This window comes from Saccharibacillus sp. WB 17, from assembly GCF_008634075.2.
GTDB classification, from domain to species: Bacteria; Bacillota; Bacilli; order Paenibacillales; family Paenibacillaceae; genus Saccharibacillus; species Saccharibacillus brassicae.
In genome coordinates, this window is the sequence record NZ_VPFK02000021.1 from 38011 (window position 1) to 51884 (window position 13874).

The 13874-nt window shown below is 60.7% G+C and carries 12 protein-coding genes; 9 read left to right on the top strand and 3 right to left on the bottom strand.

The window, feature by feature from the left end; translation table 11 throughout:
- Nucleotides 1-62 precede the first annotated feature (62 nt).
- Nucleotides 63-836, bottom strand: a complete 774-nt coding sequence (locus FTE24_RS11225) for a GNAT family N-acetyltransferase (protein ID WP_150229575.1) — start codon at nt 834-836, stop codon at nt 63-65.
- 231 nt (nt 837-1067) lie between these two features.
- Complete coding sequence (locus FTE24_RS11230; RefSeq protein WP_141445816.1) at nt 1068-1244, bottom strand: YjfB family protein; 177 nt, start codon at nt 1242-1244, stop codon at nt 1068-1070.
- A 710-nt stretch (nt 1245-1954) separates the two neighbouring features.
- Between FTE24_RS11230 and FTE24_RS11235 the strand changes: the two genes are divergently transcribed.
- The 3 genes from FTE24_RS11235 (at nt 1955) to FTE24_RS11245 (ending at nt 4769) form a co-directional block, all read left to right on the top strand.
- Nucleotides 1955-2350: a Fur family transcriptional regulator gene (locus FTE24_RS11235; RefSeq protein WP_150229573.1), complete on the top strand. Its 396-nt coding sequence runs from the start codon at nt 1955-1957 to the stop codon at nt 2348-2350.
- On the top strand, nt 2326-3099 hold the full coding sequence (locus FTE24_RS11240) for a response regulator transcription factor (RefSeq protein ID WP_150229571.1): 774 nt from the start codon (nt 2326-2328) through the stop codon (nt 3097-3099). The genes FTE24_RS11235 and FTE24_RS11240 overlap by 25 nt, the downstream gene beginning before the upstream one ends.
- A 212-nt stretch (nt 3100-3311) precedes the next feature.
- Nucleotides 3312-4769: a catalase gene (locus FTE24_RS11245; protein ID WP_150229569.1), complete on the top strand. Its 1458-nt coding sequence runs from the start codon at nt 3312-3314 to the stop codon at nt 4767-4769.
- 167 nt (nt 4770-4936) lie between these two features.
- Here FTE24_RS11245 and FTE24_RS11250 read toward each other — a convergent pair whose 3' ends face one another.
- Entirely contained in the window at nt 4937-5287 is a 351-nt protein-coding gene (locus FTE24_RS11250) for a hypothetical protein (protein ID WP_150229568.1), read from the bottom strand.
- A 159-nt stretch (nt 5288-5446) separates the two neighbouring features.
- Between FTE24_RS11250 and FTE24_RS11255 the strand changes: the two genes are divergently transcribed.
- The 6 genes from FTE24_RS11255 to FTE24_RS11280 form a co-directional block, all read left to right on the top strand.
- Nucleotides 5447-7291, top strand: coding sequence for a UbiD family decarboxylase (locus FTE24_RS11255; protein WP_150229566.1), 1845 nt, complete (start codon nt 5447-5449; stop codon nt 7289-7291).
- Nucleotides 7292-7642: 351 nt separating this feature from the next.
- Nucleotides 7643-9010: an LLM class flavin-dependent oxidoreductase gene (locus tag FTE24_RS11260; protein WP_150229564.1), complete on the top strand. Its 1368-nt coding sequence runs from the start codon at nt 7643-7645 to the stop codon at nt 9008-9010.
- 119 nt (nt 9011-9129) lie between these two features.
- Nucleotides 9130-10833: an ABC transporter substrate-binding protein gene (locus FTE24_RS11265; RefSeq protein ID WP_150229562.1), complete on the top strand. Its 1704-nt coding sequence runs from the start codon at nt 9130-9132 to the stop codon at nt 10831-10833.
- Between the two features lie 55 nt (nt 10834-10888).
- A complete protein-coding gene (locus tag FTE24_RS11270) occupies nt 10889-11824 on the top strand; it encodes an ABC transporter permease (RefSeq protein WP_150229560.1) in 936 nt (311 codons plus the stop codon).
- Entirely contained in the window at nt 11821-12756 is a 936-nt protein-coding gene (locus FTE24_RS11275; RefSeq protein ID WP_150229558.1) for an ABC transporter permease, read from the top strand. Before FTE24_RS11270 ends, FTE24_RS11275 begins: the two co-directional genes overlap by 4 nt.
- Before the next feature lie 100 nt (nt 12757-12856).
- Nucleotides 12857-13874 (top strand): ABC transporter ATP-binding protein (locus FTE24_RS11280; protein WP_160441728.1); only part of this gene is annotated, 1018 nt, incomplete at its 3' end.

The following is a 13874-nucleotide window of genomic DNA, read 5'->3' on the forward strand; positions in this document are numbered from 1 at the left end:
AAGCAAGCGCAAGGACAGGTGTAAAGCTGCGTCCGGAGCCGGGAAGCGGCCTGCGCGTCTGCTCAGCGCTTCAGTTCGTAATAGTCCTGCACCGTATAGGCGCGGAATCCGCACGATTCGTACAGGCGCAGCGCATGTTCGTTCTCCGTCTCCACGCCGATCAGGATCTGTTGGCCGCGTTCGCGTTCGCTGCGGATGACCTGGCGCAAAATGCTGCGTCCGATACCCTGACCGCGGTAAGCGTCGTCGACGACCAGACCGAAGATGCTGCTTTCTCCCGGGATGTCGTAGTCCAGCACGAGCGTCCCGACCGTCTCGCCGCGGCGCACGATCATGCTCCGTGTGCGGCTGGCGTTAGGCCGTTCCTCGTCGATCATGGACGACACTTCGGATTCCTTCATCTCGAATCCGTCCGCGTACAGGCGCGCGACGGTCGGGAAGTCTTCCGGCTGGAACGGGCGGTAAGAGACCGGCGTGCCGGGCGCTTCGTCCAGGCTGCCGGGCACGTCATCTTGCCATTTCATCTCGTATTCGGAAAACGAGTAGCGGCAGTGAAGCGTGCGCAGCCAGGCAGCCGCCGAATCCGACGCTTTGGGAGCGTTGAGCAGGATCGATTCCGCTGTGTCCAGCGCGCCCGACGCCAGCGCCTCGTTCCACAGCTGCGCGAACAGTCCCTGCCTGCGGCAGTCGGGATGCACCATGCCGCATACTTCGAACTGGTCGCCGAATCCGTACAGCGCGAGGAAGCCGATCAGCGCGCCGTCGGCGTCGTAGCGGAAATAGTCGAAGTTGTCGCTTCGGGTGTCCGAGCGGAGCAAATCTTCATTCAGTTTCAAAAAAAGACCGTCCGTCTGTTCGCACAAGCGCCGCAAACGTCTGATGTCGTCAAGTTGGGTAGTCGTAAGCAAAAGGAGTACCTCCGGCGGAGTCGTATTTTTCGATCGAATCCACTATAGCATGAACAGCGACAAAGCGAAGCGGGAAAAGAGGGCAAAGAAGGCCGGGACACGCCAAAAAACCGGAGGCGCCTGAAGCCGCGCGTCCGGTAGGGTACAGTGCCGCGCCGCTTACGCGCGAATGTCGATCGAGCCGCCAACGTGAGGCGCAACGCTCGTTTCGAGCATTTTGGCCATCTGTTCGCCCTGCTGTTTCGCTTGATCCATCGAGATGTTCATGACTTGAGTCGAAGCCTGCTGTCTGAACGCAGTCTGACTCATCGCCACGGAAAGTGCCGCGATATCCATATCGGTTCCTCCTCTCCGGCTGTCGGACGATTCGTCCGCCTGTACACAAGCCTAAGTAAGTTATCGGCCCGATAGAGCCGCGATGAAATAGGGCTTTTGTAGCGTTTGACTTTTTCAGGAAAATAGAATAGACTTAAAATTATGTGGACACTTGAATAATCACCAATGCACTTATAGCATGCTTTGAAGATCCGAATCGCACTGGCGCGGTCATCGGAGCCGCAAGGATGGAAGAGAGGTAGGGCTTTCGTTGTTTTAGATTTCAAAGAACGAAGCCTTTCACCGTATAGTGACAGCTCATGAATTTTAACGATACGATTTCGTTATGACACGCGCGATCCATGTTAATCGAGATTGCGCGACAGCAAGACTTATAACGGGCAAGACAACGGACGATGGTCTCCATGGGCATCGGTCCGGCGAACGTAATCGTTCGATTTGGCAAGAGTGCCGGCTTATGGCAAGCGCGGCGAACGGTAAGAGGTTTCTCCGGTTATTCAAGTGAAAGCGGCAGCGGCGCACTTTTTGCGTCCATTAAGCCCGCTAACAAACGGTCGTCCTTCGGGACGGCCGTTTTTGTGTATTTTTCTTTGGAATTTGCGTACTTTTTTACCGTTGAAAATATTGATTCCTGTACGAAATAGATTTATACTTATTCTAAGTTGAAAGTCTATGAGAATGAAAATCGATCACAAATGGGGAATAACAACATGAAAACGATAAATCTGACGACCCAGCGCCAAGCCATATACGACGTCGTACGCGAATCCGAAGATCACCCGACAGCGGCGGACGTCATGAACCGTCTGGTGGAACGCGGCCACAGCTTCGCTTACGGAACGGTCTACAACTCGCTGCGTTATTTGACCGACAAAGACCTGCTGCGCGAACTCAAGCTCGGAGAGACGGCCAGCCGTTACGACGCGCGGACAGACGACCACCAGCATATCGTCTGCGAAATTTGCGGCAAAGTGGACGAAGTGACGACCCCGATCCCGGAAGAGTGGATGATTCGGGTCGCGGAAGAGACCGGATACGAGGTGCAGGGCGCCCATATCGTGGTGGAAGGAGTGTGCGGAGCATGCAGAACCAAGCGGAAGAAATAAGGCTGCGCGACATGCCGTTTATGGAACCGGAAGTGTGCGAGATGACCCGGCGTATCATCGTCGTCAGTCCTTTTCCCGGACGGATGCACGAATTGATGCGAACGCTGATGGAAGCTTGTTTCGACGTGCTTGTATTTCATCGCTGGGAACATTCGGAAGCGGGAGCGCTGCAGCCGGATCTGCTGATCTTCGACGTCAGCGGATCGCAGGAACAGGACCCGGTCGGCGCTTTTCGCGAAAACAGACATCCGGTGCACGCGGCGGTGCCGACGCTGTTTCTCGTGGACGAGCGCATGCTCGAAGAAGGCGGCGCGACCGGCGGCCATGAAGAACTGCTCGTCTGGCCGGCGCGTCCGCAGGAAGGGCTGCATCACGTGCGCCGCATCCTGCGCGGCGTGACGGCGCAAAGCCCGTATGCGCCGGTCTCGCCGGACGAAGACAATGCGCGCGACCAGCTGATTTTCAAAGACCTGCGGATCGACCGCCGGCGCATGACCGTCTATCGAAGCGGCGCACGGATCGACCTGACCAAGACGGAATACGAACTGCTGCAGCAGCTGATCGAAGGACAGGGCAGCGTGCGGACCCGCGAAGACATGCTGAACCGCATTTGGGGCACCCAATACTTCGGAGGCAGCAACGTGGTGGACGTCCATGTCAAAAGTCTGCGCAAAAAGCTCGGCGACAGCGCCGGCCAGCCGCTCTACGTGGCGACCGTTCGCGGCGTCGGATACCGTTTGGCCGATTGAGTCCCGTACCCTGCGCATCCTGCCCATGAAGGTCGCGGCCGTGTGCTGCGCGCCTTCACGGGATCTTCACCAAACGCTTACGTGCTCCTCATGATCGACCGCCCGGCAAGATGGTAGAATTCGGTTAACGATTTAGAAGTGGTCTTATACCAATTCTAAATCTACTGAAAAATTGCAGTTTCTATCTTCGAACGGGAAAGGAAGATTACCAGATGACATATTCGAGACTGACGACCAACCAGGGCATGCCCGTAGGCGATAACCAAAATTCCAGAACGGCGGGACGCCGGGGACCGGCCCTGCTGGAAGATTACCACCTGCTTGAGAAGCTGGCCCATTTCGACCGCGAGCGTATTCCGGAACGCGTCGTGCATGCGCGCGGCGCCGGCGCGCACGGCGTATTCAAGACCGAGCACGGCATGGCAGACCATACGCGCGCCGCTTTCCTGCGGGAAGCCGGTCTGGAGACGCCGGTCTTCGTCCGCTTCTCGACGGTCATTCACGGCACCGGTTCGCCGGAGACGGCCCGCGATCCGCGCGGCTTCGCGGTCAAATTCTATACGCAGGAAGGCAACTACGACCTGGTCGGCAACCATCTGCCAGTGTTCTTTATCCGCGATGCGATCAAGTTCCCCGACATGGTGCATTCGCTCAAGCCGGACCCGCAGTCGAACCGCCAGGAACCGTCGCGCTACTGGGATTTTATGACCCGCATGCCGGAATCGACGCATATGATGACGTGGTTGTTCTCCGATCACGGCACGCCGGCCAACTACCGCGAAATGGACGGCTTCGGCGTGCATGCGTTCAAATGGGTGAACGAAGCCGGCCGCGTCGTCTACGTGAAATACAAATGGGAATCGAAGCAGGGCGTCCGCACGCTGAGCGCGTCCGAAGCGGTCGAGGTGCAGGGCCGCGATTTCGGCCATGCGACGCGCGATCTGTTCGACCGGATCGAAGCGGGCGATTATCCGGAGTGGACGCTCAAAGTCCAGATGATTCCCGAGGCCGAGATCGACGATTACGAATTCGATCCGCTTGATCCGACCAAAGTGTGGCCGGAAGATCAATTCCCGTTCCATACCGTCGGCACGATGACGCTGAACCGCAATCCGCAGAACTTCTTCGCGGAAGTGGAACAGGCCGCGTTCTCGCCGAGCGCGCTCGTGCCGGGCATCGAACCGTCGGAAGACAAGCTGCTGCAGGGCCGCCTGTTCTCCTACCCGGACACGCAGCGCTACCGGCTCGGCGCCAATTACTTGCAGCTGCCTGTCAACTGCCCGTACGCGCCCGTGCGCAACCATCAGCAGGACGGGGCGATGAACATGCGCAGCGACCTGCCGAAAGTGAACTACGAGCCGAACGGCGATGCGGACAGCCCGGTCGAAGATCATTCTTACCGCGAGTCCGAACCCGAGCTGGAAGGCCGCGTCACCCGTCAGAAGATCGCGAAGACCGACGATTTTGCCCAGGCCGGCATGCAGTACCGGTCCTACACGGCCCAAGAGCGGGACCATCTGATCGCCAATCTCGTGAACGATTTGAGCGTTGTGGATGAACAGACGCGGCTGCGCGCGATCTGCAACTTCGTGCGCGCCGACCGCGAATACGGCATGCGCCTTGCGCAGGGTCTCGGCGTGGACCTCTCCGCTTTTATGGGCGGCCGCTGACCCCGGCGCAAGTCCTGCTGCCGCGCGGCAGCAAGCCAGCATTTGCGCTTCTGCACGCAGTCCAAAAAGCCGGGTACGCATCTTCCGATGCGTACCCGGCTTTTTTTGTTGGATTCGTCTGGGTGGGTTTCTCTTGTTGGATTGCTCCGGGTTCGGTTCGCTGTGGCCTACTCCGTTACGATTTCGTGATTGTCCAGACCGGCCTGGCGGGCGACGCGGGCCAACTGCATTTTGATAATCGTCTGCGCCGGGCTGATCGTGAACAGAACGCGCCGGAAGCCGGTTTCTTTGTAACTGTGAAAAGAACCTTTGAGCTTCTCCACTTCTTCGGTGCCGAGCAGGTCCATGTCGCGGCAGTCCACGATCAGCGTAAAAGCCTGGGCATCGATCGAAGCGGCCATTTTGGCGTAATCGCGCGCGAAATTCTGATAATCCTGGGGCGTGAACGTCCCGTTGACTTTCATCTCGACCTTCTGGGTCGACTGATTCGTTCGGATCGAATAAGGAGCGTGCATCATTTGTCTGTTCTCCTGCCTCTCAAAAATGTTCTCGGTCTTCTCTTTTCTTATATCGGTCGGGCAAAAAAGAGAGTGAAGAGTTGGACGGGCAAATTGGCGCTGAACGGCGGCGTAAGGTAGAATGGGAGAATAATCACAATCGGAATAGGAGCCTACGCCATGAGATATCGCAATATGCAGGAATGTATCGCCGATCTGGAACAAGCCGGGCATTTGATGCGGGTCACGGAAGAAGTCGATCCCGAGTTGGAGATGGCCGCCATTCATCTGAGAACGTTCGAGGCGGGCGGACCGGCTTTGTTTTTTGAAAAAGTAAAAGGATCGAAATACGGCGCGGTGTCGAATCTGTTCGGCACGATCGAGCGCAGCAAATACATGTTCCGCGACACGTGGAAATCGACGCAGGAAGTGATCGCTCTACGCAACGATCCGATGAAGGCGCTCAAGCAGCCGCACCGTTACGCGAGCACCGGACTTGCGGCGCGCACCGCGCTGCCGATCAAGAAAGCCGGCCTGCCCGCGGATTTTGAAGAGATCCGGATCTCCGACCTGCCGATGATCAAAAGCTGGCCGAACGACGGGGGCGCTTTTGTAACGCTGCCGCAGGTGTACAGCGAAGACCCGGACAAGCCGGGCGTCATGAACGCTAACCTCGGCATGTACCGGATTCAGCTCAGCGGCAACGACTACGAGCCGGACCGCGAGATCGGGGTACATTACCAGATTCACCGCGGTATCGGGGTGCATCAATCCAAAGCCGCCAAGCGCGGACAGCCGCTCAAGGTGAGCTGCTTTATCGGCGGGCCGCCGGCCCATACGCTGTCGGCGGTCATGCCGCTGCCGGAAGGCTTGAGCGAGCTGACGTTTGCGGGGCTGCTGTCGGGCCGCCATTTCCGCTACAGCTACGTCGACGGGTTCTGCGTCAGCCACGATGCCGATTTCGTCATCACCGGCGAGATCTACCCGGACGAGACGAAGCCGGAAGGACCGTTCGGCGACCATCTGGGCTATTACAGCCTCGTGCACGAATTTCCGGTGATGCGCGTGCACAAAGTCTACGCGAAGAAAAACGCGGTGTATCCGTTCACGGTCGTCGGCCGTCCGCCGCAGGAAGATACGGCGTTCGGCGCGCTGATCCACGAACTGACCGGAGGCGCGGTGCAGCAGGAAATTCCGGGCGTCAAAGAAGTGCACGCCGTCGACGCGGCGGGCGTTCATCCGCTGCTGCTGGCCGTAGGCAGCGAACGTTATACGCCGTATCAGGCGGTGAAGCGCCCGGCGGAGATTTTGACGATCGCCAACCGGATTTTCGGGACAGGCCAGCTCAGTCTCGCCAAATATTTGTTTATTACGGCGGAAGACGATGTGCCGGTCAACGCGCACGACATCCCGGCTTTGTTCGCGCACGTGCTGGAGCGGATCGATCTGCGGCGCGACCTGCATTTCCAGACGAATACGACGATGGATACGCTCGATTATTCCGGTACCGGACTGAACAGCGGCAGCAAAGTGGTCTTCGCCGCTGTCGGCCGGCCGGTGCGCAAGCTGTCGGCCGGCGTGCCGGCGGCGCTGTCCGACCTGCCGGGCGGCTTCGGCCAAGCCGCGATGGCGATGCCGGGCATCGCGCTGCTGCAAGCGCCGGCGTTCGTCGATTACGCGTCGGCGGAAGCGGAGATCGGCGCACTGGCGCAGGCGATCGCCGCGCGCGGGCCGCTCGAAGACTGCCCGCTGATCGTGCTGTGCGACGATTCCGCCTTCATGGGCGCCGCGTTCGACAACTTCCTGTGGGCGGGCTTTACGCGCAGCAATCCGTCGCACGACATATACGGCGTGAACGCAGCGTACGACCACAAGCACTGGGGCTGCGATAATGTCATTATCGACGCCCGCGTCAAGCCGCATCAGGCGCCGCCGCTCATTCCGGACGCCGGCGTGGCGCAGCGCGTCGACCGGCTGTTCGAGCCAAGCGGCAGCCTCGGCGTGCTGCGCGCCCTGCGCCGCTGACGCTGGCGCAAGCGGGCTTCGCCTGCCGCCGATCGGCGCTTCATTTGCCGCTTATCGACGGCTTCCCGACGCCAGCAAAGCTTCTTCTCCAATCAAACCGGCTTTTCCCGTACGCATGCTGCGCCGGGGGAAGCCGGTTTTTTGTCGTCTTTTTCCGCAGGCCGGGGGTGATCTTCGTTCGTATACATCTCTTCTATAAGCGTATAGAAAATGTCTATTAGCGAAACGATTGACCGTGCGGCGATTGCGGTGGTAAGCTTCTTCTCAACCCGAAAGCATACCAAATACATCGGAATTGTAGATTTAATTATGGTTGTGTCGCATTTTGAGAAAAAGAGAGGCGGAGAGAACATGACGAACAAACGAAGCTTGAAATTCGGAGCGATCATTCACGGGGTAGGCGGAAGCGTTACAGGCTGGAGACATCCCGAAGTGCTCAGCGACGCCAGCGTCAATTTCGATTTCTACAAACGGCAGGCGCAGATCGCCGAAGCCGGCAAGTTCGATCTTGTGTTTATCGCCGACGGCTTGTATATCAACGAAAAGTCGATCCCGCATTTCCTGAACCGCTTCGAGCCGCTGACGCTGCTGTCCGCGCTTGCCGCCGTCACGAGCCGGATCGGACTGGTCGGCACGCTCTCCACTTCGTACAGCGAACCGTTCACGGTCGCCCGGCAGTTCGCTTCGCTCGACAAGCTCAGCGGCGGCCGCGCCGGCTGGAACGTCGTCACTTCGCCGCTGGAAGGGACGGCGCGCAACCATACGATTCGCGCCCATCCGGCGCATGCCGAGCGTTACAAGATCGCGGAAGAACATCTGGACGTCGTGCGCGGGCTGTGGGATTCCTGGGAAGACGACGCTTTCGTGCGGGACAAGGCATCGGGCGTCTTTTTCGATCCGGACAAGCTGCACCGCCTGAACCATCAGGGCGAATACTTCTCCGTCGAAGGTCCGCTCAATATCGAACGTTCGTCGCAGGGACAACCGGTCGTGTTTCAGGCGGGGTCGTCGGAAGACGGCAAAAGCCTGGCGGCGCGTTCGGCGGACGCCGTATTCACGGGGCATGAACGCTTCGAAGACGCGCAGGCGTTCTACCGGGACGTGAAGCGGCGCGCCGTCGCCAACGGCCGGCAGCCGCAGGACATCGCGATTTTGCCGGGCATCAATCCGATCGTCGGCCGGACACTCGAAGAAGCGGAAGCGAAGTACGAACAGATTGCTTCGCTCGTCACGATCGACAAAGCGCTGGAGTATCTCGGCCGCTTTTTCGACCATCACGATTTCTCGCAGTATCCGCTCGACGAAGCTTTCCCGGATCTCGGCGATCTCGGCAGCAACGCGTTCAAGAGCGGGACGGACAAGATCAAGCGCGACGCCCAAGAGCAGAAGCTGACGCTGCGCCAGGTCGCGCTCCGCTCGGCGACGCCGAAGACGACCTTCATCGGAACGCCGGAAGACGTGGCCGACCGGATTCAGCATTGGTTCGAAGGCGAAGCGGCGGACGGATTCATTATCCATACGGACATTCCGAGCGGACTTCAGACGTTCGTCGACACCGTCGTCCCGATTTTGCAGCAGCGCGGGCTGTACCGCCTCGATTACGAATTCGATACGCTGCGCGGCAATCTGGGCGTGCCGATTCCGGAGAACCGCCATACGGCGGCGCGTCTTGGCCAATCGGCCCGGGAGACGTCGATCGAAAGCGCCGGCGCCGACTGATTGGACAGGCTCCGCGCAGAGAGAACGTTTGCCGCATCGATTTATCGCGGCGGGGCTGAACCCTTGCTCCCGCGAAGATTTCGGCCCGCCGCCCTACATACAAAAAGGAGGTTGATCCCATGACGAACCCCGTCACGGAAAGCATCGCAACAACTGACCGATTCCCCGCATCCCCAAAAAGAAGGTTCAGACTGAGCTGCGCGCTCGGCGCACTCGCGCTTGCGCTGACGACGACGCTTGCCGGATGCGGTTCGTCATCGGGCGCAAGCACCGCACAGGCAGCCGCCGGCAGCAGCGGCGCGGCCGCTTCGGCTCCGGTCCAGGGCGGCGAATTGACGTATGCGCTGGCGACTTCGCCCGACACGCTCGACCCGCGCCGCAGCGGGCTGGCCGTCTCGGTCCGCGTGTTCGGCGCGCTGTACGACACGCTGCTCGTGCGCAAAGCGGACGGTTCGCTCGGCCCGTCGCTCGCTACGGAGTGGGAAGCGTCAGGCGACGGCTTGAGCTACACGCTCAAACTGAAGCCGGGCGTGAAGTTCCAGGACGGCACGCCGTTCAACGCGGAAGCGGTCAAATACAATTTCGACAGCATCATCGATCCGCAGACCAAAGCGGCGAACGCGCTGGCGCTGCTGCGTCCGTACAAATCGTCCGAAGTGGTGGACGAGCATACGATCAAGCTGAATCTGGAGACGCCTTCGCAGGCGTTCCTCGGCAATCTGAGCCAGGGCATGCTGAGCCTCGTCTCTCCGACAGCAGCCAAAAAAGACGGCGAAAATTTCGGCAAAAACCCGGTCGGCACCGGCCCGTTCAAGTTCGTCGGCTGGTCCGAGAACGCGGAGATCAAGCTTGCGCGCAACCCGGATTACGCCTGGGGCAGCGAAGAAGCGAAAAATACAGGGGCGCCTTATCTCGATACGCTGACGTTCAAGATCGTGCCGGAAGAAGCGACGCGGATCGGCGGCGTGCAGAGCGGGCAGGTGCTGGCCGCCGAGACCGTGCCGCCGCAAAACGTGGTGGCGCTGCAAAACGACCCCAACGCGCAGCTGCTTCAGACGAATACGATCGGCTTTCCGTATACGCTCTTTTTCAATCTGGAGCATGAGCCGTGGAACGAGCTGAAAGCGCGCCAGGCGGTGCAGTACGCGGTCGATCTCGATTCGATCGTCAAGACGCTCTATCTCGGCACGTACGAACGGGCCTGGTCTTCGATCACGCCGGGCATTCTCGGGTACGACGAATCGCTCGAAGGCAAGATCAAGCCCGATCCCGCCAAAGCGAACGCCCTGCTCGACGAACTGGGCTGGATCAAAGGCGCGGACGGCATCCGGGCCAAAGACGGCAAAAAGCTGACGCTGCATTACGTGGACGGTTCGCCGAACCGCGAGAAGCGCAACGACGTTGCCGCAATGATCCGCGAGCAGCTCAAAGGGATCGGGATCGAGACGGAAGTCGAGATTACGCAGGACATCGCGACGGTCGTCTACCAGAACTGGGATTACGACCTGTACGGCAACAGCCAGGTCAACAGCGATCCGAACGGGCTGACGTCGTTCTACCGTTCGGCCGGCGAAGGCCGGCGTACGCTGTCCGGCTTGTCCGATCCGCAGGTCGACGCCTGGCTGGACGAAGGCGCGGTCGAACCGGACGAAGCCAAGCGGGCGGAATTGTACAAAAAAGTGCAGCAGTACATTAGCGATCAAGCGCTGATCCTGCCGGTGTACGTGTTCCCGTACACGGTCGCCGCAAGCCGGTCGGTACAGGGCTTGACGTTCGATCCGTTCGGTTATCCGATCTTCAACGACGCGTACCTGAACAAGTAACCGGCCGGAGACCTCACGGTACTCCATACTTGAGCAAACGGAAGGAGGACCTGCCATGCTGCAGGCCATAGGCGCCCGGCTGGCCAGCTCGCTGCTGGTCATCGTCGGTTCGCTGGCGCTCGTCTTTTGTATCTTCAATTTGCTGCCGGGCGATCCGGTGCTGTCGATGGTCGATCCGACTTCCGTCAGTCCGGAAGTCATCGAGAACCTGCGGGAGCAGCTCGGGCTGAACCGGCCGTTCCACGAAAGGCTGCTGACTTATTTCGGCGATATGCTGACCGGCGATTTCGGCCGTTCGCTTGTCGGTTCCGAACCGGTGCTGCCCAAAATTTTGCACCAGATTCCCGCGACGCTGCTGCTGACGGCGGCCAGTTCGCTGATCGCAATCGTCGTCGGCGTCACGCTCGGCGTGCTGTCGGCTGTCCGCAAAGGCGGATTAATCGATCTGGCCGCCCGGATCGTCGGACTGTTCGGCATCTCGATGCCGACGTTCTGGTCGGGCATCCTGCTGATCCTGATCTTCTCCGTGCAGCTGAAATGGCTGCCGGCGATGGGATCGGACGGCTGGGCGACGCTGGTCATGCCGGCGCTTGCGCTCGGCTTCGTCGGAGCCGGTTCGATCGTGCGCATGGTTCGCGGCAGCATGCTTGACGTGCTCGGCGAACCGTTCGTCACGACGCTGCGGGCGAAAGGGCTGCGCGAGCGGCTGATCCAGGGCAAGCATGTGCTGCGCAACGCGCTTATTCCCGCGGTTACGCTGATCGGCATGCAGATCGGCGACATGTTGGCGGGAACGGTCATTATCGAGACGGTGTTTTCCCGCCAGGGCGTCGGACGGATTCTCGCCGACGCGATTATGGCCAAAGACCTGCCGGTCGTGCAGGGGATCGTCTTTTTCACCGCTATCGTCTATGTAGGCATCAATCTGCTGGTCGATCTGTCGTACGCGGCGATCGATCCGAGAATTCGACGGAGAGGAGCCAACTTATGAAGTTTTCGGCGGCTGCGGCCAAAACGAAGTCCGAACGCCTGCGGCGCATCCCGCCGTTCAAGCGCGCAGAAGCGGTTGGCGGAAGCGGCCGGGCGACCGGAAGCAGGTTCCGCTTACGCTCCGCCGACGTACTGACCGGAGCTGCGGCAGTCGCTGTCGCTTTTCTCGCCCTGTGCGCGCTTGTGCCGGGCTGGATCGCGCCTTATTCGCCGACCGAGATGAATACGGCCGCGATTTTGCAGGCTCCTTCGGCGCCGCATCCGTTTGGCACCGATTATTTCGGGCGGGACGTGTTCAGCCTGATCGTATACGGCACGCGGGATTCGCTGCTGATCGGCGCAAGTTCCGTGCTCGTCGGCGTTCTGATCGGCGGCACGCTCGGTTCGCTCGCCGGATACGTCGGCGGCCGGCTGGACGCGATCATCATGCGCTTCATGGACATTCTGCTTACCGTTCCCGGCATCCTGCTGGCGCTGACGATTGCGGCGGCGCTCGGGCCGGGACTACGCAACATCGTGCTGGCGATCGCCATTTCGTCGGTGCCGGGCTATGCCCGGGTTATGCGCGGACAGATCATGGGCATCCGCCGCCGGGGTTACGTGTTCGCTTCGCGGGCGCTCGGCGCCAAGCCGTCGTCGATCCTGCTCAAGCATGTGCTGCCGAACTCGGCCGCGCCGCTGCTCGTCATGGCGACGCTCGGACTCGGTTCTTCCATTTTGGCCGGAGCGGGCCTGAGCTTTCTCGGGCTCGGCGTACTGAAAGAAATTCCCGATTGGGGCGCGCTGCTGTCGCAAGGACGCGGCTATCTGACCGTAGCCTGGTGGATCTGCACGTTTCCGGGCCTGGCCATCACGCTGTTCGTGCTGTCGGTCAACCTGATCGGCGACCGTTGGCGCGATGCCGTCGATCCGAAGCGCAAAGGCAGGGCTTGAGCCGCTAATAGCATAAGGCGGATACAAGGAAATACACGCTTGGCAAAAAGAAGATTATGTCTGGAACAGAAAAACAGATACGGAAAGGGGAGGCGGCGACATGACAGCACGGCTTGAAGTGACGGACCTGACGATCGACGTGGATACGCCGCGAGGCACGCTGACCGCGGTATCGGGCATCTCGTTCGGGATCGGTCCGGGAGAAACGGTATGCCTCGTCGGCGAATCGGGCAGCGGCAAAACGATCGCGTCCAAAGCGATCATGCGCTTGACCGATTACGAGAACGGCCGGATCGCCGGCGGCAGTATCCGTCTCGGCGACCAGCATATCGAATCGCTGCCGCCGCATCTGATCCGCGATCTGCGCGGCCGCCGGATCGCGATGATCTTCCAGGAGCCGATGGCGGCGTTCGATCCGGTCTTCACGATCGGCAGCCAGCTGATCGAGACGATGCGCGCCCACCGGCGCGGGAAAAAGGCCGTGCTGCGGCAGGCCGCGATCGACCTGCTGATCCGGGTCGGCATTCCCGAACCGGAACTGCGCATGGAGCAGTATCCGGGCGAATTGTCCGGCGGCATGCTTCAGCGCGCGATGATCGCGATGGCGCTGTCCGGCGGACCGGAACTGTTGATCGCGGACGAGCCGACGACCGCGCTCGACGTCACGATCCAGGCGCAGATTCTGAAGCTGCTGGGCGAGCTCAAAGACAGCCTCGGCATGTCGATCCTGCTCATCACGCACGATCTGGGCGTAGCGGCCGAGATGGCCGACCGGATCGTCGTCATGTACGCGGGGCGCATCGCCGAGCAGGGCCCGGCCGCGCAGGTGCTGGGCCAGCCCCGGCATCCGTATACGATCGGACTGCTGAATTCCGTCGCGGCGCAGGGCAGCCTCGGAGGCCGGCTGCGCGCGATCGAAGGTTCGCCGCCGGGCCTTGCGGATATGCCGGATGGCTGCCGCTTCCATCCGCGCTGCGCGTTCGCGACGGACCGCTGCCGCGAGAGCGTCCCGCCGCTGAGCGACCAGGGCGGCGGCCGCCTCGCCGCCTGCTGGCACGCGGACGAATCCGCGGCCGCGGGCGCCGCGCAGCAAGCGGCGCCTGCGGCCTCGCCGCTGC

Bases quoted from the DNA above. Each gene is read 5' to 3' on its own strand.
- FTE24_RS11230 (WP_141445816.1), bottom strand. From the start codon at position 1,244: ATGGATATCGCGGCACTTTCCGTGGCGATGAGTCAGACTGCGTTCAGA.
- FTE24_RS11240 (WP_150229571.1), top strand. From the start codon at position 2,326: ATGCAGAACCAAGCGGAAGAAATAAGGCTGCGCGACATGCCGTTTATG.
- FTE24_RS11270 (WP_150229560.1), top strand. From the start codon at position 10,889: ATGCTGCAGGCCATAGGCGCCCGGCTGGCCAGCTCGCTGCTGGTCATC.
- FTE24_RS11275 (WP_150229558.1), top strand. From the start codon at position 11,821: ATGAAGTTTTCGGCGGCTGCGGCCAAAACGAAGTCCGAACGCCTGCGG.
- FTE24_RS11265 (WP_150229562.1), top strand. From the start codon at position 9,130: ATGACGAACCCCGTCACGGAAAGCATCGCAACAACTGACCGATTCCCC.
- FTE24_RS11235 (WP_150229573.1), top strand. From the start codon at position 1,955: ATGAAAACGATAAATCTGACGACCCAGCGCCAAGCCATATACGACGTC.
- FTE24_RS11245 (WP_150229569.1), top strand. From the start codon at position 3,312: ATGACATATTCGAGACTGACGACCAACCAGGGCATGCCCGTAGGCGAT.
- FTE24_RS11255 (WP_150229566.1), top strand. From the start codon at position 5,447: ATGAGATATCGCAATATGCAGGAATGTATCGCCGATCTGGAACAAGCC.
- FTE24_RS11260 (WP_150229564.1), top strand. From the start codon at position 7,643: ATGACGAACAAACGAAGCTTGAAATTCGGAGCGATCATTCACGGGGTA.
- FTE24_RS11250 (WP_150229568.1), bottom strand. From the start codon at position 5,287: ATGATGCACGCTCCTTATTCGATCCGAACGAATCAGTCGACCCAGAAG.